Here is a 19906-nt window from a genome sequence, read left to right as displayed (position 1 = left end):
GGTGCGCCGGGGCCGCCGGATGTCAGTCCCACTCCAGCGAGCCGCCGTTCTGGTACTCGATGACGCGGGTCTCGAAGAAGTTCTTCTCCTTCTTCAGATCCATGGCCTCGCTCATCCAGGGGAACGGGTTGTCCGTGGCCGGGAAGACGGGGGCGAGACCGAGCTGGGCGCAGCGGCGGTTGGTGATGAAGCGCATGTACTGGTCGCACAGTTCGGAATTGAGGCCGAGGATGCCGCGGGGCATCACGTCGCGTCCGTAGGCGATCTCCAGCTCGCAGCCCTCGGTGAGCATGGTGCGGATCTCTTCCTGGAACTGCTCGGTCCACAGGTGCGGATTCTCGATCTTGATCTGGTTGATGCAGTCGATGCCGAAGTTCAGGTGGATGGATTCGTCGCGGAGGATGTACTGGTACTGCTCGGCGATGCCGACCATCTTGTTGCGGCGCCCGAAGGAGAGGATCTGGGCGAAGCCGGTGTAGAACCACATCCCTTCGAAGACGACGTAGAAGGCGATGAGGTCCCGCAGGAACTGCTGGTCGGTCTCGGGGGTGCCGGTGGAGAAGTCAGGGTCGCCCAGGTCCCTGGTGAACTGAAGTGCCCAGGCGGCCTTGTTGGTGATGGAGGGCACCTCTCGGTACATGTTGAACATCTCGCCCTCGTCCAGGCCGAGGCTCTCGCAGATGTACTCGAAGGTATGGGTGTGCACGGCCTCCTCGAAGGCCTGCCGCAGGAGGTACTGGCGGCACTCGGGGTTGGTCAGGTGCCGGTAGACCGCGAGCACGAGGTTGTTGGCGACCAGGGACTCCGAGGTGGCGAAGAAGCCCAGATTCCGTTTGATGGCGTGCCGTTCGTCCTCGGTCAGCCCGTCGGGGGACTTCCACAGGGCGAGGTCCGCCTGCATGGAGACCTCGGTGGGCATCCAGTGGTTGTTGCAGCCGGCGAGGTACTTCTCCCAGGCCCAGGAGTACTTCAGGGGCAGCAGCTGGTTGACGTCTGCGCGGGCGTTGATCATGGACTTGTCCTCGACGTCGACGCGGTCGGCGTCGACGTCGATGGCACCGAGTCCGGTGGGGTCGACCTGGGGCTGGGCGGTGGCGGTGGTCGTGTCGATGGTCATGGTGTTTCCTTCGGAGTCTTCTGTGAGCGGAAGCGGTCGAGGCGGTGGCCCGTACGCCGGTGCGGTGCGCGTGCCCGCGTCACTGGCAGGCTTCGCATTCCGGATCGTCGACGGAGCAGGCCGCGGCCTCGGTGGCCGCAGCGGGGACCGGTGACGGCGAAGGCGTGGCGGCCGGAACGGAGTTGAGCTTGCCGTCGGTGGTCGCGAGGGTGCTCTTCTCCACGTGCGTCGCGCTCTGCGCCCGCAGGTAGTACGTGGTCTTGCACCCGGAACGCCAGGCCTGGCGGTAGAGCCGGTCCAGCTTCCGGCCACTGGGGGCGGAGATGTACAGGTTCAGCGACTGCGCCTGGTCGATCCACTTCTGCCGGCGCGAGGCCGCCTGGACCAGCCACTCCGGATCGATCTCGAAAGCCGTGGCGTAGAGCGCCTTCAGATCGTCCGGGATGCGGGAGAGGGCGCCGAGGGAGCCGTCGTGGTACTTCAGGTCGCTGATCATGACGTCGTCCCACAGGCCGCGTTCCTTCAGGTCACGCACCAGATGAGGGTTGGTGACGGTGAAGTCCCCCGACATGTTCGCTTTGACGAACAGGTTGCGGAACAGCGGCTCGATGGACTGGCTCACGCCCGTGATGTTCGCGATCGTGGCCGTCGGCGCGATCGCCATCACGTTGGAGTTGCGCATGCCCGTGGTGCGGACGCGCTCACGCAGCGCGTCCCAGTCGAGGGTGGTGCCGGTGTCCATTTCCAGGTCCCCGCCGCGGGCTTCGGCGAGAGTGGCGACGGAGTCGATCGGCAGCACGCCCTTCGACCACAGCGAGCCGTCGAAGCTCTCATACGGTCCCCGCTCGGCCGCCAGGTCCACGGAGGCGGAGATGGCGTGGTAGCTGATCTGCTCCATGCTGCGGTCGGCGAAGTCGACCGCCTCCGGCGAGGAGACGGGGATGCGCAGCGTGAACAGGGCGTCCTGGTGGCCCATGAGTCCGAGTCCGACCGGCCGGTGCCGCTCGTTGGAACGGCGCGCCTGCGGAACCGTGTAGTGGTTGATGTCGATGACGTTGTCGAGCATCCGCACCGCGGTGTGGACGGTGCGCTTGAGCCGGTCGCCGTCCAGGCCGTCCGGGCCGACGTGGCGGGCGAGGTTGACCGAGCCGAGGTTGCAGACGGCCACCTCTTCCCGCGAGGTGTTCAGCGTGATCTCGGTGCACAGGTTGGAGGAGTGCACGACACCGGCGTGCTGCTGCGGCGAGCGCAGGTTGCAGGCGTCCTTGAACGTGATCCACGGATGCCCGGTCTCGAACAGCATGGTCAGCATCCGTCGCCACAGGTCGACGGCCTTCAGCCGCTTGTGCACTTGGATCTCGCCCCGGTCAGCGGCCGCTTCGTACTCCTCGTAGCGCTCGGCGAACTCCCTGCCGTACTTCTCGTGCAGGTCCGGTGTCTCGTCGGGGGAGAAGAGCGTCCACTCGGCGTCGGCCTCGACGCGCTGGAGAAAGAGGTCCGGCACCCAGTTCGCGGTGTTCATGTCGTGGGTGCGGCGCCGGTCGTCGCCGGTGTTCTTGCGCAGGTCGAGGAACTCCTCGACGTCGATGTGCCATGTCTCCAGGTACGCGCAGGCCGCGCCCTTGCGCTTGCCGCCCTGATTGACGGCGATGGCCGTGTCGTTGGCGATCTTCAGGAACGGGACGACGCCCTGGGACCGGCCGTTGGTGCCCTTGATGTGCGCGCCCATGCCGCGCACAGGCGTCCAGTCGTTGCCCAGCCCGCCCGCGTACTTGGACAGCAGCGCGTTGTCCCGCAGCGACAGGAAGATGTGCTCCAGGTCGTCCTGCACGGTGGTGAGGAAGCAGGAGGACAACTGGGGGCGCCGCGTGCCGGAGTTGAAGAGGGTCGGCGTGGAGCACATGAAGTCGAACGACGACAGCAGCTCGTAGAACTCGACCGCCCGCGCCTCCCTGTTGTCCTCGCGCAGCGCCAGACCCATCGCGACCCGCATGAAGAACGCCTGCGGCAGCTCGATGCGGGTGCCGCGCACATGCTGGAAGTACCGGTCGTAGAGCGTCTGGAGGCCCAGGAACTGGAAGTTCAGATCCCGTTCCGGCCTGAGTGCCGCCCCGAGGCGGGCCAGGTCGTAGGCGGCGAGCTCCTGGTCCAACAGGCCCTCGGACACGCCGCGTTCGATGTACGCGGCGAAGTAGTGGGGGTAGTCGGCGGTCATGGCCGCGTGGTCCGGCCGGCGCGGCTCACCGCGCAGCTCGCTGACGGCCTCGGCACGCAGCTTGTCCAGCAGCAGTCTCGCGGCGACGTGGGCGTACTCCGGCTCGCGCTCGACCAGGGTGCGGGCCGCCATGACCTGTGCCAGGGCGAGTTCGTCGGCCGTGATGCCGTCATAGAGGTTGCGGCGCACCTCCTCCAGGACCGGGCCGGGACGTGCGTCGGACAGCCCCTGACAGGCATCGGTCACCACCCGGGCGAGCCGCTCCTCGTCGAGCGGTGCGTCTCCTTCGGGACCGCGCACGCTGATCTGCTGCGCGAGGGCGGACGAGGCCGATGCTTCCGCCTTCTCCCGTTCCTCGGCCCGCCGTTCCCTGTAGAGGACGTAGGCGCGCGCGACCTGGTGCAATCCCGCGCGCATCAGGGCCAGTTCGACCTGATCCTGGATCTCCTCGACGTGCGGCGACCGTCCCGCACCGCCGCGGCGCAGCAGGGCGTCACCGACCTGGGCCGTCAACTTTGCGACCTGAGGCCGCAGATGGTCGGACGCGCCCGCCGCCTGGCCTTCGACGGCGAGGAACGCCTTGGTGATGGCGGTGCTGATCCGCTCGGCGTCATATGGGGCGGTGTTGCCGTCGCGCCGCAGCACCTGCCGGGGCTCCGGCTGAACTGCGGTGGGAGCAACGGTCGTTGTCGTCGTCTGCGCTGTGGGGTCCATGCCTCTCCTCGCGGTCGTACCCTCCTGCGGCCGAGACCGGAGAGGGTGGACAGCGCGGGGCACCAAGGGCCCGCAGGCACCGGCGATGCCGGGACCTGCCGCACGCCACGCAGCCCTCCCTCGGGGCCTCGAAGCGCGCACGCCGGAAGGCGTGCGCACCGATGGCAGGTCTTCGGACTCGCGGGCACGCGCCGGCACGACTGCCGGCGAACCTACTGACCGTGGCTTCCCGGACGCCGTTCACGGCGTCCAGTGCTTGGTCCGTCTCCAGGGTCTCCCGGGGGACGGAACGGCGGTCGTTCCCACTCACCGCTGCGGGGCAGTCCCGGACTTGCACCGGGTTCCCTCTTGCCTCGTGCGGTGCACGGCACCACACGAACCATCAGCAGAGGCAACACTACATGTAGTTGGACCGTCGATGCATCCACCCCACATGTAGCGCTCCGGGGTGTGAGATTCTTGGCGGGTGGCGGGCGGCCGACGTGTGCCGTCACCGGGCGCCCTGGGCACCGTCAACTGCCCCTGATCGCACGGAGCTTGTAGCAGCGGGCCCTGCACGGAGAGGTGAACGCCTCCCGCCGGACGGCCAATTCCGGTCCCGTGCGGGTGACGTGAGCGTGGGCACTGGACTTACTAGGACGTCCAACTATAGGTTCACGCAGCAAGCCCGCGGTGTCAGAGAAGCCGGTGTGAATCCGGCGCGGTCCCGCCACTGTGACCGGGGAGTGCGTCGCCGAACGAAGCCACTGACGAGCAGGAATGTCGGGAAGGCAGACGGCGCGCGATGATCCGGGAGCCAGGATACCGGCCGTGGGGTGTTCCGTGTTTCCACGAGGATGGAGCAGACACGCATGGCAGCCCTTTGTGCTCACGGCCTAGGTGATCCGGTGAGGGGAGCGGGCTCTCCCGCTCCCTGACGCGCCCGGCCTTCGCGTTTCCGCAGCTATTCGTCTCCGGCGGTACCCCTGTGCCGGTGTGCCCGCGTGCGCACCGTGCCCGGTCCCGTCGCGGCGAGTGCTGCCCATCCCCGGATTCCACCTGACGAGAGCAGGCATTGATGATCCGTGAACTGACGCATTTCGTCGCAGGAAGACCCTCTCCCGGAACGTCCGGGAACTTCGGCGACGTCTACGACCCGAACACCGGAGCCGTACAGGCCCGGGTCCCGCTGGCGAGCGTGGCCGAAGTCGAATCAGTGGTGGCGGACGCCGCCGAGGCCCAGCGCGAGTGGGGCGAGTGGAACCCGCAGCGGCGTGCCCGTGTGCTGCTGCGCTTCCTCCAACTCATCGAGGAGGAACGGGAGTCGCTGGCCCGGCTGCTCTCCTCGGAGCACGGCAAGACCGTCCCGGACGCACACGGGGACATCCAGCGCGGCCTGGAGGTCGTGGAGTTCGCCGCCGGCATCCCGCACCTGCTGAAGGGCGAGTTCACCGACAACGCCGGATCCGGCATCGACGTGCACTCACTGCGCCGCCCGCTCGGCGTCGTGGCGGGCATCACCCCGTTCAACTTCCCCGCCATGATCCCCCTGTGGAAGGCGGCGCCGGCGATCGCGTGCGGCAACGCGTTCATCCTGAAGCCGTCCGAGCGCGACCCGTCCGTTCCGCTGCGCCTGGCCGAGCTCTTCGTCGAGGCGGGCCTTCCCCCGGGTGTGCTCAACGTCGTCAACGGCGACAAGGAGGCGGTCGGCGCCCTGGTGGAGGATCCACGCGTCCAGGCCGTCGGATTCGTCGGATCGACTCCCGTCGCCGCACAGATCTATGCCGCGGCAGGCACGCACGGGAAGCGTGCGCAGTGCTTCGGCGGCGCCAAGAACCACATGATCGTGATGCCCGACGCCGACCTGGACAACGCCGTCGACGCATTGATCGGTGCCGGGTACGGGTCGGCCGGCGAGCGGTGCATGGCCGTCTCCGTGGCCGTCCCGGTCGGAGACGAGACGGCGGACGCCCTGGTCACCAGGCTCAAGGAACGCATCGCGTCCCTGCGCATCGGCCCGTCCGACGATCCCGACGCGGACTTCGGGCCGCTGGTGGGGCCCGATGCCGTGCAGCGGGTACGCGAGTACGTCGGCCTCGGAGTGAGCGAGGGCGCCGAACTCGTCGTGGACGGCCGGGACTTCACCCTCAACGGATACGAGAACGGGTTCTTCTGCGGTGCGTCGCTCTTCGACCGGGTCACTCCCGACATGCGCATCTACCAGGAGGAGATCTTCGGTCCCGTGCTGTCTGTGGTGCGGGCACGGGACTACGAGGAGGCGCTGCGCCTGCCGTCGGAACACGAATACGGCAACGGTGTCGCGATCTTCACCCGCGACGGAGACACCGCCCGAGACTTCACCCGCCGGGTCGAGACGGGAATGATCGGCGTCAACGTGCCCATCCCGGTGCCCGTCGCCTACCACACCTTCGGCGGCTGGAAGCGTTCCGTCTTCGGGGACCTGAATCAGCACGGCCCGGACTCCGTCCGCTTCTACACCCGTACCAAGACGGTCACTTCGCGATGGCCCTCCGGGGTCAAGGAGGACGCGTCCTTCACCATCCCGACGATGAGGTGAGGGCCGTGTCGACCCTCACCGACGACCAGCTCGCCATCGTCGAGACCACGCTGGACTTCACACAGGAGCACCTCACCCCCAACGCCGTCGCCTGGGACCAGGACAAGCACTTCCCCGTCGACGTCCTGCGCAAGGCCGCAGGGCTCGGCCTCGGCGGCGTGTACGTGGCCGAGGACGCGGGCGGCTCCGGACTCTCCCGGGCCGACGGCGTCCTGATCTTCGAAGTGCTGGCGACGGGCTGCCCGAGCATCGCGGGCTATCTGTCCATCCACAACATGGTCGCCTGGATGATCGACCGGTACGGCGAGGAGGCCCAACGGGCCCGCTGGCTGCCCGCGTTGTGCTCCATGGAGGCGCTCGGCAGCTACTGCCTCACCGAACCGGAGGCGGGATCGGATGCGGCGGCCCTCAAGACCCGTGCGGCGCGCGACGGCGACGACTACGTGCTCAGCGGCGTGAAGCAGTTCATCTCCGGAGCCGGCGCGTCCCAGACGTACGTCGTCATGGCCCGCACGGGCGGCGCGGGGCCCCGAGGCGTCTCCGCGTTCGTCGTCCAGCGGGACGACCCCGGCGTCTCCTTCGGCCCCAACGAGCAGAAGATGGGCTGGAACGCCCAGCCCACCCGGCAGGTGATCCTCGACGGGGTCCGCATCCCCGCCGACCGCCGGCTCGGTGCCGAAGGCGAGGGCTTCCGCATCGCCATGAGCGGACTCAACGGCGGCAGGCTCGGCATCGCCGCCTGTTCGCTTGGCGGCGCGCAAAGTGCCCTGCACAGCGGCCAGACCTACCTCGCCGACCGCGAGGCCTTCGGTGCTCCGCTGCTGAACGCCCAGGCCCTGCGCTTCCGGCTGGCTGACATGGCCACCGAACTGGCCGCCGCACGCGCGCTGGTGCGGCAGGCCGCCGAAGCACTGGACCGCAACGACCCGGAAGCGCCTCACTTGTGCGCCATGGCCAAGCGCTTCGCCACCGACACCGGCTACTCCGTCGCCGACCGCGCGCTCCAACTCCACGGCGGCTACGGCTACATGACCGAGTACGGCATCGAGAAGATCGTCCGCGACCTGCGGGTCCACCAGATCCTGGAAGGAAGCAACGAGATCATGCGTCTCATCGTCGCCAGAGGCCTCACCGGGGCCGCCCGATGACCGGCAGACAAGCAGCAGTCCTGGTACGCACGGAAGGCCGCGCCGCGTATCTGACCCTGAACCGGCCCGAAGCACTCAACGCCCTCACCCACGGCATGGTGCGATCCCTCACCGAAGCCCTCGCCCGGTGCGAAGCGGATCCGGGAATCGAGACGATCGTCCTCACCGGGGCCGGGGAGCGCGGCCTGTGCGCGGGCGGCGACATCCGCTCGATCTACGACGATCTGCGCTCCGGGCAGGACGCTTCGGCGACGGCGCAGTTCTGGAAGGACGAGTACCGGCTCAACGCCCGCATCGCGCGCTGCACCAAGCCGTACGTGGCCGTCATGGACGGGCTCGTCATGGGCGGCGGCGTGGGCGTCTCGGCCCACGGTTCCGTCCGCGTCGTCACCGAACGCTCCCGCATCGCCATGCCCGAGACCGGGATCGGCTTCGTGCCCGACGTGGGCGGCTGCCACCTCCTGGCCCACGCGCCGGGGGAGTCGGGCACGCATCTGGCCCTCACCGGCACCCCGGTAGGCGCCGCCGATGCGCTGCTGTGCGGACTGGCCGACCACTTCGTACCGGTGGGAAAGCTCGCGGACTTCGTGGCAGACCTGTCCTCCGCTCCCGTCCAGGAGGTGCTTCACCGGTACACAGGCCGGGAACCGGACGGCCTGTTGGCAGACCGGCGGGAGTGGATCGACCGCTGCTACGCGGCCGGGAGCGCCGAGGAGATCGTGGAACGTCTCACCGACAGCGGCCGGCCGGAGGCGAAGGAGGCGGCCGAGTTGCTGCTCACCAAGTCCCCCACGGCTGTGAAGGTCGCCCTGGCAGCAGTGCGGCGGGCCCGTGACCTCGGCTCCCTGGAGCGAGTTCTGGAACAGGACTACCGGATCTCCCTCAGGGCGCTCGCCTCGGCCGACCTCATGGAGGGCATCCGCGCCCAGGTGATCGACAAGGACCGTTCGCCTAACTGGTCTCCTCCCACGCTCCAGGACGTCCGGGACGAGACCGTGGCCCGCTTCTTCGCACCCCTCGGCGCACACGAACTCTCCTTCGCCGCAGATCACTCGACGAGGGAGGCGACATCGTGAGCGAAGGCACACTGAGCACCGTCGGATTCGTCGGCCTGGGAAACATGGGAGCACCCATGGCCGCCAACCTCGTCGAGGCCGGGCATCGCGTCGTGGGCTTCGACCTGGTCCCGGAACTGCTCACCGCGGCGCGCGAGAACGGCATCGAGGCCGCAGCCTCGGCTGCCCATGCGGCCTCGGACGCCGATGTGGTGGTCACGATGCTGCCGGAGGGCCGCCATGTCCTCTCGCTCTACCGGGAGGAGGGTCTGCTGGACGCCGCGCGGCCCGGCACCTTGTTCGTCGACTGCTCCACCATCGACGTGGCCGACGCCCGAGCGGTGCACCAGGCAGCCCGCGAGGCCGGTCACGCCATGCTCGACGCGCCCGTCTCCGGCGGCGTCGTCGGAGCCGAAGCGGCGACCCTCACCTTCATGGCCGGAGGCGGCAAGGACCAATTCACCCGCGCGGAACCGCTGTTGAAGGCGATGGGGAAGAAGGCCGTGCACTGCGGCGACGCCGGTGCGGGACAGGCGGCGAAGATCTGCAACAACATGATCCTCGGCATCTCCATGATCGCCGTCAGTGAGGCGTTCGTGCTGGGCGAGAGCCTCGGCCTGTCCCACCAGGCGCTCTTCGATGTCGCCTCGACCGCCTCCGGCCAGTGCTGGGCGCTGTCCGTCAACTGCCCCGTCCCCGGCCCCGTCCCGGGAAGCCCGGCCAACCGGGACTACCGTCCCGGGTTCGCCGCGCCGCTGATGGCCAAGGACCTCGGCCTGGCCGCCAACGCAGTGCGTGCCGGAGGGATCGACGCCGAGTTCGGCCTGCTCGCGGCCGAGCGATACGCCACGTTCGCCGCCGGCGACGGAGACGGAAGGGACTTCTCCGCCATCGTCGCCAGCATCAGGGACCGGACACAGCGGCACTCCCTGGTCTCCGAGTCAGAGGAGCACAGCCATGACCGATGAGCCCGACGTCTCGTACGAGACGATCCGCACCGAACGCAAGGGCAGGACGGCGCTGATCACCCTGAACCGGCCCGAAGCTCTCAACGCCCTGAACATCCGGCTGATGAACGAAGTCGTCGACGCCGCCGAGAGGTTCGACCGCGACCCGGACACCGGATGCATCGTCGTCACGGGCTCGGAGCGGGCCTTCGCCGCCGGAGCCGACATCAAGGAGATGCGGCCCCGCAGTTACATGGACATGTATCTGAGCGACTGGTTCGCGGCATGGGACCGGCTCGGCGCCGTCCGCACCCCGACCGTGGCCGCCGTCTCGGGCCACGCGCTGGGCGGAGGCTGCGAGTTGGCGATGCTCTGCGACATCCTGCTGGCCTCCGAGACGGCCGTCTTCGGGCAGCCCGAGATCAAGCTGGGCGTCATTCCCGGAATCGGCGGCTCGCAGCGGCTGACCCGGGCCGTCGGCAAGGCCAAGGCGATGGAGATGTGCCTGACCGGACGCACCATGGACGCCGCCGAAGCCGAACGTGCCGGCCTCGTCTCCCGGATCGTGCCGGCAGCGGACCTGCCGGCCGAAGCTCTCGCCGTGGCCGAGACCGTCGCCGGTATGTCGGCGCCGGTCGCGATGATGGCCAAGGAGGCGGTCGGACGGGCCTTCGAGACCACCCTCACCGAGGGCGTCCGCTTCGAACGCCGGCTGTTCCATGCGGTCTTCGCCACCCAGGACCAGAAGGAGGGCATGTCGGCGTTCGTGGACAAGCGCACGCCGGAGTTCACCAACCGGTGAGCTGATGCCCGAGGTTGCGCCGTGCTCCCGGCAGACGTCCCGGGAGCACGGCCCCGCAGATCACGATCACGACCGGGCCCGGCGCGGCCGTGGATCGATCCCCTCGGGCTAGCTCCCGCCGCCCGACCTCTCGACCGGGTAGGGGATCGTGGTGCGCCGGTCGGGGTCGACGGCGAGGCGGCCGCCGGCCGGCGGCCGGGCGCGCTGGGCGCAGTCGCGCCGTTCGCAGATGCGGCAGCCCAGGCCGATGGGCGTGGCCGCCGCCGGGTCGTCGAGGGCGACCCCTTCGGCGTAGACGAGACGCTGGGCATGGCGCAGTTCGCAGCCCAGGGCGACGGCGAACTCCGCACGCGGCGCCCGGTGCCCGAAGCCGCCGCGCGTCACTGTGCGTGCGATCCAGAAGTAGCGCTTGCCGTCCGGCATTTCGGCGACCTGGGTGAGGATGCGGCCGGGCGCGGAGAACGCCTCGTAGACGGTCCACAGCGGGCACGTGCCGCCCAGCCGGGAGAAGTGGAAGTCGGTGGCGGACTGGCGCTTGGAGATGTTGCCCGCGCGGTCGACGCGCAGGAACGAGAACGGCACGCCGCGCCGCCCGGTCCGCTGAAGGGTGGACAGCCGGTGGCAGACCGTCTCGAAGCCGACGCCGAACCGAGCCTGGAGCATCTCGATGTCGTAGCGCAGCTCCTCGGCCGCCGTGTGGAAGGCGGTGTACGGCATGAGCAGCGCACCTGCGAAGTAGTTGGCCAGCCCGATGCGGGCGAGACCCGCTGCCTGGGGCGAGGCGAAGGTGGTGCTGCCGGCGAGCGCGTCGAGCAGCCCGCCGTTCTCCAGCAGCGCCAGCTGCGTGGCGAGTTGGAAGGCCTGCTGTCCCTCCGTCAGATAGGGGGACAGGAAGAGCAGGCCACGCTCGCGGTCGAAGCGGCGGGTGGACACGGCACGTTCGGGACTGGACTGGACGATCTTGATGCCGTGCCGTTCGCCGAACGCATCCTCCAGCACGGTCGCCGCCGAACGGGAGGAGCCCAGCCCGAGATCCGCTACGGCACGTTCCGCTGCCTCGTCCAGCGGGCCGAAGTGGTTGTGGTGGGCGTAGAAGAAGTCGCGCACCTCGTCGTGCGCCTCCAGCGGAGGAAGAGCGGCGGAGGGGTCGCCCGAGGCGAGTGCGGCCACCTGTTCCGAGGACTCGCGGTAGCGCCGGTGCAGCGCCACCAGGGCTCTCGCCGTCTCCGGGTGGTCACGGGCCACGTCGCCGGCTTCCTCGGGGCTGACCGTCACGCCGCTCGCCTCGTCGGCGAGGGCCGCGCGGAGATCCGTCGCGAGGCGCTCCTCGTCGGCCTCGGAGAAGAACTCCGCCTCCACGCCCAGCACTTCGGACAGCCGCAGCAGAACGGGCGCGGTGAGCGGGCGCTGGCTGTGCTCGATCTGGTTCAGATAGCTGGTGGAGATGTCCAGGGCGCGGGCCAGCTCGACCTGGTTCATGCCGTGCTGAGCGCGGAGTCTGCGCAGCTTGGCGTGAGCGTAGATCTTCCGTGCTGCGGGCCGTCCCATGGCGCTCTTCCCTTTCCCGCATCCCGGGCCCTGCCGTCCTCCGGCCGTTCTTGCCAATCTAGCATCCGCCGAATTTGCAACATTCGCAGTTTCGCAGGCACCGGCCGGACAGATTCCGCAGATTGGGGCCCTCGCCCGGGACGCGGAAACGGGGAATGCTCGATTGCGAACCAGCCATACGAACACCGTCCCGCCCAGGCGAGGAGTCCCGTGATCGACCACCAGGTACGTGTCCACCCCAGCGCCGACCGGCTGCCGCGCGAGGAGCAGCTCGCGTGGAAGCTGGCGGCCGTCGCCACCGGCACCCCCGAACCTGACGGGCTCGATCCCGAGGCCGCCGCAATGGCCGTGAACCGCGTGATCGACAACGCCGCGGTCGCCGTGGCCTCGCTGCGCCGCCGCCCGGTCGCCGTCGCCCGCACCCAGGCCCTCCCGCACACGGCGGCACCCGGCGCCTCGGTCTTCGGCACCGCACCCGACGTCCGGGTGTCTCCGGAGTGGGCGGCCTGGGCGAACGGCACCGCCGTACGGGAGCTGGACTTCCACGACACCTTCCTGGCCGCCGACTACTCCCACCCCGGGGACAACATCCCGCCCCTGCTCGCGGTCGCCCAGCACACCGGCCGGGGCGGCGCGGAGCTGCTGCGCGGCATCATCGCCGCCTACGAGATCCACGTCGCGCTGGTGAAGGGCATCTGCCTGCACGCCCACCGCATCGACCACGTCGCCCACCTCAGCGCCGCCACCGCCTGCGGACTCGGCGCTCTGCTGGGACTGGACACCGCGACCGTGTATCAGGCCGTACAGCAGGCCGTGCACACCACGACCGCCACCCGGCAGTCCCGCAAGGGAGAGATCTCCTCCTGGAAGGCCTTCGCACCGGCCTTCGCCGGCAAGGCCGCGATCGAAGCGGTCGACCGGGCGATGCGCGGCGAAGGAGCCCCGTCGCCGATCTACGAAGGGGAGGACGGCTTCCTCGCCTGGATGCTCGACGGGCCCGGCGCCTCGTACACGGTGCCGCTTCCCGAACGGAGCGAGGCCCGCCGCGCGATCCTCGACACCTACACCAAGGAGCACTCCGCCGAGTACCAGGCACAGGCAGTCATCGACCTGGCCCGCCGGCTGCGCGAGCGCACCGGCCCCCTCACCGGAGTCCGCGAGATCGTGCTGCACACCAGCCACCACACCCACAACGTCATCGGTTCCGGCGCGAACGACCCGCAGAAGTACGATCCAGCCGCCAGCCGCGAGACCCTCGACCACTCGGTGCCCTACATCCTCGCCGTCGCCCTGGAGGACGGCGAATGGCACCACGAGCGCTCATACGCGCCCGAGCGGGCCCGGCGTCCCGGGACCGTCGCGCTGTGGCGGAAGATCTCCACCGTCGAGGACCCGGAGTGGACCCGTCGCTACCACGACCCGGACCCGAACAAGCGGGCCTTCGGCGGGCGTGCCGTCGTCACCCTGGAGGACGGCACCGTCATCGAGGACGAACTGGCCCTCGCCGACGCACACCCGGCCGGGCAACGCCCCTTCGGCCGTGCGCAGTACGAGACCAAGTTCCGCACCCTCGCCGACGAGATCGTCGCCCCCGAGGCGCAGGACTCCTTCCTGACCGCCGCCGGACGCCTGGCCCGGCTCGACGCGTCCGGCCTCGCGCAGCTGTTCCCCGCGGTGGACACCGCGGCCGTCGCGGCATACGACGCCACGCTCCCGAAGGGCCTGTTCTGATGCTGCACACCCGCACCACACCCGCACAGCGCCGCCGGGCACTGCGCCAACGGCTCACCACCGGGCGCCTGTTGACGATGCCGGGCGCCGTCAACCCGTACTCGGCGAAGCTGATCGAGGAGCACGGCTACGAGGCCGCCTACCTCTCCGGCGCGGTGCTCGCCGCCGAACTCTGCCTGCCCGACATCGGGTTGACCACCTCCACCGAGGTCGCCGCGCGCGCCCAGCAGGTCACAAGGGTGACCGACCTGCCCGTCCTCATCGACGCCGACACCGGGTTCGGCGCCCCCGTCAACGCCGCCCGCACCGTCCAGCTCTTCGAGGACGCCGGACTGGCAGGCCTCCACCTGGAGGACCAGACCGCCGTCAAGCGCTGCGGCCACCTCGACGGCAAGACCCTCGTCACACGCGAGGAGATGGCACAGCGCGTCCGCGCCGCCGCCGACGCCCGCCGCGACCCGGACTTCCTCCTCATGGCCCGCACCGACGCGCGCTCCGTCGAGGGACTGCAAGCGGCGATCGACCGGGCGAAGGCGTACATCGACGCCGGGGCAGACGCCGTCTTCCCCGAAGCCCTCGCGGACGAGGGGGAGTTCGCCGCGTTCCGCGCGGCCGTGGACGTGCCGCTGCTCGCCAACATGACCGAGTTCGGCAAGTCGCCCCTGCTCGGCGCCCGCACGCTCCAGGACCTCGGCTACGACATCGCGCTCTACCCGGTGACCCTCTTCCGGCTGATGAACGGGGCCGTCGAGGACGGGCTGCGCACCCTCGCGGCCGAGGGCAGCCAGGAATCGCTGCTGCCGCGCATGCAGACCCGCTCCCGGCTCTACGAGGTGCTGGGCTACGCCGACTACACCGCCTTCGACTCCGCCGTCCACGACTTCACACTGCCACCCGGCGCCTGACCGGGACCCACACGGAGGCACACACCCATGACCACCACCGCGTCCGACATCCGCAGGGGCCTCGCCGGCGTCGTCGTCGACACCACCGAGATCTCAACCGTCATCGAGGAGACCAACTCCCTCACCTACCGCGGCTATCCCGTCCAGGACCTCGCCGCCCGATGCTCCTTCGAAGAAGTCGCCTACCTGCTCTGGCACGGCGAACTCCCCACGACCGCACAGCTCGCGGAGTTCCGGGCACAAGAACGCGCCCTGCGCCCCCTGGACCGCACCACCGCCGAACTCCTCGCGCGCGTCCCCGAGACCTGCCACCCGATGGACGTGCTGCGCACCGCCGTCAGCTTCTTCGGCGCCGAGGACCCCACCGAAGGTGACGACAGCCCCGAGGCCCACCGCGCCAAGTCCCTGACCCTGCTGGCCAAGCTGCCCGTGGTGGTGGCGGCCGACCAGCGCAGGCGACGCGGACTCGACCCCATCACCCCGGACACCTCGCTCGGCTACGCCGAGAACTTCTTCCACATGTGCTTCGGCGCCGTCCCCGAACCCGAGGTCGTCCGCTGCTTCGAGATCTCCCTCATCCTCTACGCCGAACACAGCTTCAACGCCTCGACGTTCACCGCCCGCGTCGTCACCTCCACCCTCTCCGACCTCTACAGCGCGGTCACCGCCGCCATCGGCGCACTCAAGGGACCCCTGCACGGCGGCGCCAACGAAGCCGTGATGCACATGCTGGACGAGATCGGCGACCCGCAGCGCGCCGAAGCGTGGCTGGAAGAAGCGCTCGCGACCAAGCGGAAGATCATGGGCTTCGGCCACCGCGTCTACAAGCACGGCGACTCCCGCGTACCGATCATGCAGGAGGCCACCGACCGTCTCGTCGCCCGCTCCGGCGACCCCGAGACCACGAGGCTGGCCGCACTGCACGCGGCCCTCCGCGACGCCATGGCCGGCCGCAAGGGCATCCACCCCAACCTCGACTATCCGGCCGGGCTCGCCTACCACCTCATGGGCTTCGACATCCCGGCCTTCACCCCGATCTTCGTGATGAGCCGCATCACCGGCTGGACGGCCCACATCACCGAACAGCTCGCGCACAACGCACTCATCCGCCCCCTGGCCTCGTACACCGGCGTTCAGCAACGGGTGGTCCCGGCCGCCTCTTGAGGGCTCGGCCTGCTGCCCTGGACGAATCTGCTCTCCGACGAGCTCCGGCAGGTCAATACTCGGCAACGATTTTCATATTGGGCGCCGCAGAGATGGTCTTGACATCCGTTTCCATTTAGCGTCGTGCCAAGGCGGCCGAGGCAAGGTCCAGCTCGGCCCCCACGTCGTCTTGTTGCGGAGGAAAACCATGCGTACGTCCTGGTCCCGGCACCCAGCGCTGATAACCGCCGCGTCGTTGGCCTTCGTTGCCGGCTGTAGCGGCTCGTCCGACGACTCCGGAGGCGACTCCAGCGCCTCGGAGAAGAAGGGGTCCTCGTCCCCTGTCCCGGTGGTGGCCTCCACGAACGTCTACGGCGACATCGCCCAGCAGATAGGTGCCGGAAAGGTGAAGGTCACTTCCGTCATCAGCGATCCCGACCAGGACCCGCACTCCTACGAGGCCAACACCCAGAACCAGCTGGCCCTGTCCAAGGCCGAGGTCGTCATCGAAAACGGCGGCGGCTACGACGACTTCATCGACCGGATGCTCAAGAGCGGCGACAACGCGTCCCCCGAGTTGATCAATGCGGTCAAGGTCTCCGGGAAGAAGGCGCCGGCAGGCGAGGAGCTGAACGAGCACGTCTGGTACGACTTCCCCACAGTCGGCAAGCTCGCGGACCGCATAGCCGCCGCCCTGTCCAAGGCCGACCCGGACCATGCGTCCACCTTCACCAAGAACGCGAAGGCCTTCAAGGCGAAGCTGAAGCCGCTGGAGGCCAAGGAAGGAAAGATCAAGACCGATCACGGCGGTGAGGACGTGGCCATCACCGAGCCCGTTCCCCTGTACCTCACCGAGGCGAGCGGGCTGAAGAACAAGACCCCTGACGACTTCAGTGAGGCCATCGAGGAGGGCGACGACGTCTCACCGAAGACGCTTCAGTCCACGCTGTCACTGTTCACCGGCAAGAAGGTCAAGGCCCTGGTCTACAACGACCAGACATCCGGCCCGCAGACCGAGAAGGTCGAGCAGGCGGCCAAGAAGGCAGGGACTCCCGTCGTCCCCGTGACCGAGACCCTGCCGAAGGGCAAGGACTACATCGCCTGGATGACCGCGAACGTCGACGCGCTGTCCGGCGCGCTGGCCAAGTGAGGCAGCCGGCTTTGGAGTTGACGGCGGACCGTGGCGCGGACGCCACGGTGATCAGCTTGCGTGATGCCGCCCTTTCCTACGGCGAGCGAGTGCTGTGGAAGGGCCTGGACCTCGACGTGCGGCCCGGGGAGTTCCTGGCCGTGCTCGGGCCCAACGGATCGGGCAAGACGAGCCTCGTGCGAGCCCTGCTGGGTCAGCGGCAGCTGTCCGCCGGGACGCTGACGGTCCTCGGCCGGCCGCCCCGCAAGGGCAGTCGGCACATCGGCTACATCCCCCAGCAGGCGGCGCTGTCCGCCCACGCGACGCTCCGCGCACGTGACCTGGTCCGGCTCGGCATCGACGGGCACGTCTTCGGACCACGGCCGCGAACGGGCGCTGTCCGTCGCCGGGTTGACGAGGCCCTCCAGTCGGTCGGGGCTACCGCGTATGCGGATGTCCCCGTCGGTCTGCTCTCCGGCGGGGAGCGGCAGCGCGTGCGCATCGGACAAGCCCTGGCGACCGACCCGCGGATCCTGCTGTGCGACGAGCCGCTGCTCTCCCTCGACCCGCATCACCAACGGGCCGTGACCGGACTGGTGGACGCCCGGCGCCGGTCACACGGCACGGCCGTGGTGTTCGTGACCCACGAGATCAACCCCGTGCTGGGAATGGTGGACCGCGTGCTGTATCTCGCCGGGGGCGGCCACCGGGTCGGCGCACCGGAGGAGGTGCTGACCTCGGCCGCGCTCTCGCAGCTGTACGGAACACAGATCGACGTGGTCCGCGTCCGGGACCGGATCATGGTGGTCGGAGCGCCCGACGAAATGGCGGACTCCTCGCACCACGCGCACGTGCCGGACGGAGCGCGGACATGACGGCCGCCGACGGTGTCTGGCAGCAGATCTTCAACTTCGACAACTACGGAGAACTGCTCGTCCTGGTCCGCAACTCCCTCGTCGCCGGCGCTGCGCTCGGCCTGATCGGCGGGCTGGCGGGCGTCTTCGTGATCAGACGGGACCTGCCGTTCGCGGTGCACGGCATCAGTGAGCTGTCGTTCGCCGGAGCCTCGGCAGCACTGCTGCTCGGGGCGAACGTCGTGGCGGGCTCCATCGTCGGATCGTTGATCGCGGCCGGAACGATCGGCCTGCTCGGCTCCCGCGCCCGGGACGGCAACTCCGTGATCGGCATCCTCATGCCGTTCGGCCTCGGCCTGGGCGTCCTCTTCCTCGCCCTTTACAAGGGCAGAGCCGCGAACAAGTTCGGCATCCTGACCGGGCAGATCGTCGCCGTCGACACGCCCCAGATGTCCTGGCTGCTCGGCACCTCGGCCCTGGTGCTCATCGCGCTGGCCGTCATGTGGCGACCGCTCACGTTCGCCAGCGCCGACCCGGAGGTGGCCGAGGCCCGCGGAGTGCCGGTACGTGCACTGTCGTTGGCCTTCATGGTCGTGCTGGGACTCGCCGTCGCCCTGTCGGTGCAGATCGTGGGAGCGCTGCTCGTCCTCACGCTCGTCGTCACCCCCGCGGCCGCCGCGGCCCGGATCACCGTGTCACCGGTGGTGCTGCCGGTGCTGAGCGTGGTCTTCGCGATGGCCGCCATCGAGGGCGGCATCCTGCTCGCCCTCGGCGGCAGCATCCCCATCAGCCCCTACGTCACGACCATCTCGTTCGCGATCTACGTCGTCTGCCGGCTCGCCGGCTCCTATCGGAACCGGCGGTGGGGAGCCAGAAGAACCGTTCCCGAACCCGGCTGACCGTCCGGTCGTCGGCGTCGCCCGTCACCCAGGCCGTCACCCGGCAGGTTCCCTGGATCAGTGGTCGTCCCAGTGACCCTGATGTGCGGCGTGACGGTGGCCGTCGTGTGCGTAGTCCACGTGGTCGCCGTGGGGTACGGCCACGTGTCCGCATCCATCACCGTGCGTGTGGTCGTGTCCCTGGTGTTCCTGGTGCCCCTGCGGTTCGCACTCGTCGGTGTGATCTTCGTGAGGCCGGTGCAGGTGGCCGTCGTGTGCGTAGTCCACGTGGTCGCCGTGGGGTACGGCCACGTGCCCGCACCCTTCACCGTGCACGTGGCTGTGACCGTCGTGGGTGCGATGCTGCGCTGTTGTCACGGTACTCAACTCCAGTCAGTCTTCCCGTTGTTGGAAACGGGGCCGGCTTTGAGAAAGCCGATAAAAAGGGAGAAATCTCCCCAATGGGTACCGCCGAAGCGTGCCATGCCCGTCACCCGGAAACAAGAATTGGCATACGTGTCGACGATTCGACGGTGAGTGCCGGATTCGCTTGTCGCGGAGTCCTCGACAGAGCTGCCGGATTGTCCCGGGGCCGGCTCCGTCGCAGCCGTATCTCAGAGGTGGCAGTCCATGCAGTCACCGCTGAGTTCCAGCGTGTGCGTCACGTTGGAGAAGCCGGTGAGCTGGTCGAGGTGGGCGGCCCAGTGCTCGACGATGTCGGTGTCGACGGCTTCGCTGCGTCCGCATCGGCGGCAGATCACATAGTGCCGATGCTCGGTGGTGGAGCGTTTCCTGTAGAGGCGTTCACCGGAGGCTTCGCTCCTTATGACATCCACCTGCTCCATTCTCTCCAGATCTCTCAGCGCGCGGTACACGGTGCTCAGTCCCACGAGCGTTCCGGCGCGTGAGATGCGTGCGTGCAGTCCCTGAGCGGAGATGAAGTCGGGCGCCGTCGAGAGGTGTTGAAGGATGTCCAGGCGCTGCCGGGTGCGCCGCGCACCGAGCGGTGTCTTGTCGTGGGGCTCATTCACGGTGGACGCAGCCCTCCTCGGGTCGAGGTGACGGCGGCGGGCTTCTTCAGCGAGGAAGCAGTGACGAACGCCGTCCGGAGACAAGCCAGTTGGCGATGGGCGAACAAGACGCGGACCCTAATGAAAATGGAT

General features: G+C 69.0%; 16 protein-coding genes and 2 riboswitches. Of the genes, 11 read left to right on the top strand and 5 right to left on the bottom strand.

Annotated elements, in window-relative coordinates:
• Positions 1 to 22 precede the first annotated feature (22 nt).
• Both HCC61_RS11750 and HCC61_RS11745 read right to left on the bottom strand, forming a co-directional pair.
• On the bottom strand, positions 23 to 1117 hold the full coding sequence (locus HCC61_RS11750; RefSeq protein WP_169135332.1) for a ribonucleotide-diphosphate reductase subunit beta: 1095 nt from the start codon (positions 1115 to 1117) through the stop codon (positions 23 to 25).
• A gap of 79 nt (positions 1118 to 1196) precedes the next feature.
• Positions 1197 to 4046 carry a ribonucleoside-diphosphate reductase subunit alpha gene (locus tag HCC61_RS11745; RefSeq protein ID WP_169135331.1) on the bottom strand — a complete coding sequence of 950 codons (2850 nt, stop codon included), beginning with the start codon at positions 4044 to 4046 and terminating at the stop codon, positions 1197 to 1199.
• Between the two features lie 145 nt (positions 4047 to 4191).
• Positions 4192 to 4445, bottom strand: a riboswitch (cobalamin riboswitch).
• 234 nt (positions 4446 to 4679) lie between these two features.
• Positions 4680 to 4874, top strand: a riboswitch (cobalamin riboswitch).
• A 229-nt stretch (positions 4875 to 5103) separates the two neighbouring features.
• On the opposite strand from HCC61_RS11745, the gene HCC61_RS11740 reads away from it, so the two are divergent.
• The 5 genes from HCC61_RS11740 to HCC61_RS11720 are packed head-to-tail and all read left to right on the top strand — an operon-like array spanning position 5104 to position 10555.
• Positions 5104 to 6603 (top strand): CoA-acylating methylmalonate-semialdehyde dehydrogenase, encoded by a 1500-nt coding sequence (locus HCC61_RS11740; protein WP_169135330.1) that lies wholly within the window; start codon positions 5104 to 5106, stop codon positions 6601 to 6603.
• Entirely contained in the window at positions 6600 to 7751 is a 1152-nt protein-coding gene (locus tag HCC61_RS11735; protein WP_169135329.1) for an acyl-CoA dehydrogenase family protein, read from the top strand. Before HCC61_RS11740 ends, HCC61_RS11735 begins: the two co-directional genes overlap by 4 nt.
• Positions 7748 to 8827: an enoyl-CoA hydratase/isomerase family protein gene (locus HCC61_RS11730; RefSeq protein WP_169135328.1), complete on the top strand. Its 1080-nt coding sequence runs from the start codon at positions 7748 to 7750 to the stop codon at positions 8825 to 8827. Before HCC61_RS11735 ends, HCC61_RS11730 begins: the two co-directional genes overlap by 4 nt.
• The gene (gene mmsB, locus HCC61_RS11725) at positions 8824 to 9774 is read left to right on the top strand and encodes a 3-hydroxyisobutyrate dehydrogenase (RefSeq protein ID WP_346777148.1); all 951 of its coding nucleotides are present in this window, start codon (positions 8824 to 8826) and stop codon (positions 9772 to 9774) included. Before HCC61_RS11730 ends, mmsB begins: the two co-directional genes overlap by 4 nt.
• On the top strand, positions 9764 to 10555 hold the full coding sequence (locus HCC61_RS11720) for an enoyl-CoA hydratase (RefSeq protein WP_169135327.1): 792 nt from the start codon (positions 9764 to 9766) through the stop codon (positions 10553 to 10555). The genes mmsB and HCC61_RS11720 overlap by 11 nt, the downstream gene beginning before the upstream one ends.
• Positions 10556 to 10663: 108 nt before the next feature.
• Here HCC61_RS11720 and HCC61_RS11715 read toward each other — a convergent pair whose 3' ends face one another.
• Positions 10664 to 12103, bottom strand: coding sequence for a short-chain fatty acyl-CoA regulator family protein (locus HCC61_RS11715; protein ID WP_169135326.1), 1440 nt, complete (start codon positions 12101 to 12103; stop codon positions 10664 to 10666).
• A 210-nt stretch (positions 12104 to 12313) separates the two neighbouring features.
• On the opposite strand from HCC61_RS11715, the gene HCC61_RS11710 reads away from it, so the two are divergent.
• The 6 genes from HCC61_RS11710 to HCC61_RS11685 all read left to right on the top strand — a co-directional run bounded on the left by HCC61_RS11710 (position 12314) and on the right by HCC61_RS11685 (position 18764).
• Complete coding sequence (locus HCC61_RS11710; RefSeq protein ID WP_169135325.1) at positions 12314 to 13834, top strand: MmgE/PrpD family protein; 1521 nt, start codon at positions 12314 to 12316, stop codon at positions 13832 to 13834.
• A complete protein-coding gene (prpB, locus tag HCC61_RS11705; protein WP_169135324.1) occupies positions 13834 to 14739 on the top strand; it encodes a methylisocitrate lyase in 906 nt (301 codons plus the stop codon). The genes HCC61_RS11710 and prpB overlap by 1 nt, the downstream gene beginning before the upstream one ends.
• Positions 14740 to 14766: 27 nt before the next feature.
• Positions 14767 to 15903: a bifunctional 2-methylcitrate synthase/citrate synthase gene (locus HCC61_RS11700; protein ID WP_169135323.1), complete on the top strand. Its 1137-nt coding sequence runs from the start codon at positions 14767 to 14769 to the stop codon at positions 15901 to 15903.
• Between the two features lie 187 nt (positions 15904 to 16090).
• A complete protein-coding gene (locus tag HCC61_RS11695; RefSeq protein ID WP_169135322.1) occupies positions 16091 to 17032 on the top strand; it encodes a zinc ABC transporter substrate-binding protein in 942 nt (313 codons plus the stop codon).
• Positions 17029 to 17886, top strand: coding sequence for an ABC transporter ATP-binding protein (locus HCC61_RS11690; protein WP_346777147.1), 858 nt, complete (start codon positions 17029 to 17031; stop codon positions 17884 to 17886). Before HCC61_RS11695 ends, HCC61_RS11690 begins: the two co-directional genes overlap by 4 nt.
• The gene (locus HCC61_RS11685) at positions 17883 to 18764 is read left to right on the top strand and encodes a metal ABC transporter permease (protein ID WP_169135321.1); all 882 of its coding nucleotides are present in this window, start codon (positions 17883 to 17885) and stop codon (positions 18762 to 18764) included. Before HCC61_RS11690 ends, HCC61_RS11685 begins: the two co-directional genes overlap by 4 nt.
• 57 nt (positions 18765 to 18821) lie before the next feature.
• Here HCC61_RS11685 and HCC61_RS11680 read toward each other — a convergent pair whose 3' ends face one another.
• Together HCC61_RS11680 and HCC61_RS11675 are read right to left on the bottom strand one after the other, a co-directional pair.
• Entirely contained in the window at positions 18822 to 19121 is a 300-nt protein-coding gene (locus HCC61_RS11680; RefSeq protein ID WP_169135320.1) for a hypothetical protein, read from the bottom strand.
• A gap of 236 nt (positions 19122 to 19357) precedes the next feature.
• Positions 19358 to 19774: a Fur family transcriptional regulator gene (locus HCC61_RS11675; protein WP_169135319.1), complete on the bottom strand. Its 417-nt coding sequence runs from the start codon at positions 19772 to 19774 to the stop codon at positions 19358 to 19360.
• Between the last annotated feature and the right edge of the window lie 132 nt (positions 19775 to 19906).

This window comes from Streptomyces sp. HNM0575, from assembly GCF_012726265.1.
Taxonomy (GTDB): domain Bacteria; phylum Actinomycetota; class Actinomycetes; order Streptomycetales; family Streptomycetaceae; genus Streptomyces.
Note: the sequence above shows the minus strand (reverse complement) of the source record. Positions and strands in the feature narration are given on the sequence as shown.

Coding starts and splice junctions, on each gene's coding strand:
- prpB (WP_169135324.1), top strand. CDS start 13,834: ATGCTGCACACCCGCACCACACCCGCACAGCGCCGCCGGGCACTGCGC.
- HCC61_RS11695 (WP_169135322.1), top strand. CDS start 16,091: ATGCGTACGTCCTGGTCCCGGCACCCAGCGCTGATAACCGCCGCGTCG.
- HCC61_RS11700 (WP_169135323.1), top strand. CDS start 14,767: ATGACCACCACCGCGTCCGACATCCGCAGGGGCCTCGCCGGCGTCGTC.
- HCC61_RS11685 (WP_169135321.1), top strand. CDS start 17,883: ATGACGGCCGCCGACGGTGTCTGGCAGCAGATCTTCAACTTCGACAAC.
- HCC61_RS11720 (WP_169135327.1), top strand. CDS start 9,764: ATGACCGATGAGCCCGACGTCTCGTACGAGACGATCCGCACCGAACGC.
- HCC61_RS11715 (WP_169135326.1), bottom strand. CDS start 12,103: ATGGGACGGCCCGCAGCACGGAAGATCTACGCTCACGCCAAGCTGCGC.
- HCC61_RS11745 (WP_169135331.1), bottom strand. CDS start 4,046: ATGGACCCCACAGCGCAGACGACGACAACGACCGTTGCTCCCACCGCA.
- HCC61_RS11740 (WP_169135330.1), top strand. CDS start 5,104: ATGATCCGTGAACTGACGCATTTCGTCGCAGGAAGACCCTCTCCCGGA.
- HCC61_RS11730 (WP_169135328.1), top strand. CDS start 7,748: ATGACCGGCAGACAAGCAGCAGTCCTGGTACGCACGGAAGGCCGCGCC.
- HCC61_RS11750 (WP_169135332.1), bottom strand. CDS start 1,117: ATGACCATCGACACGACCACCGCCACCGCCCAGCCCCAGGTCGACCCC.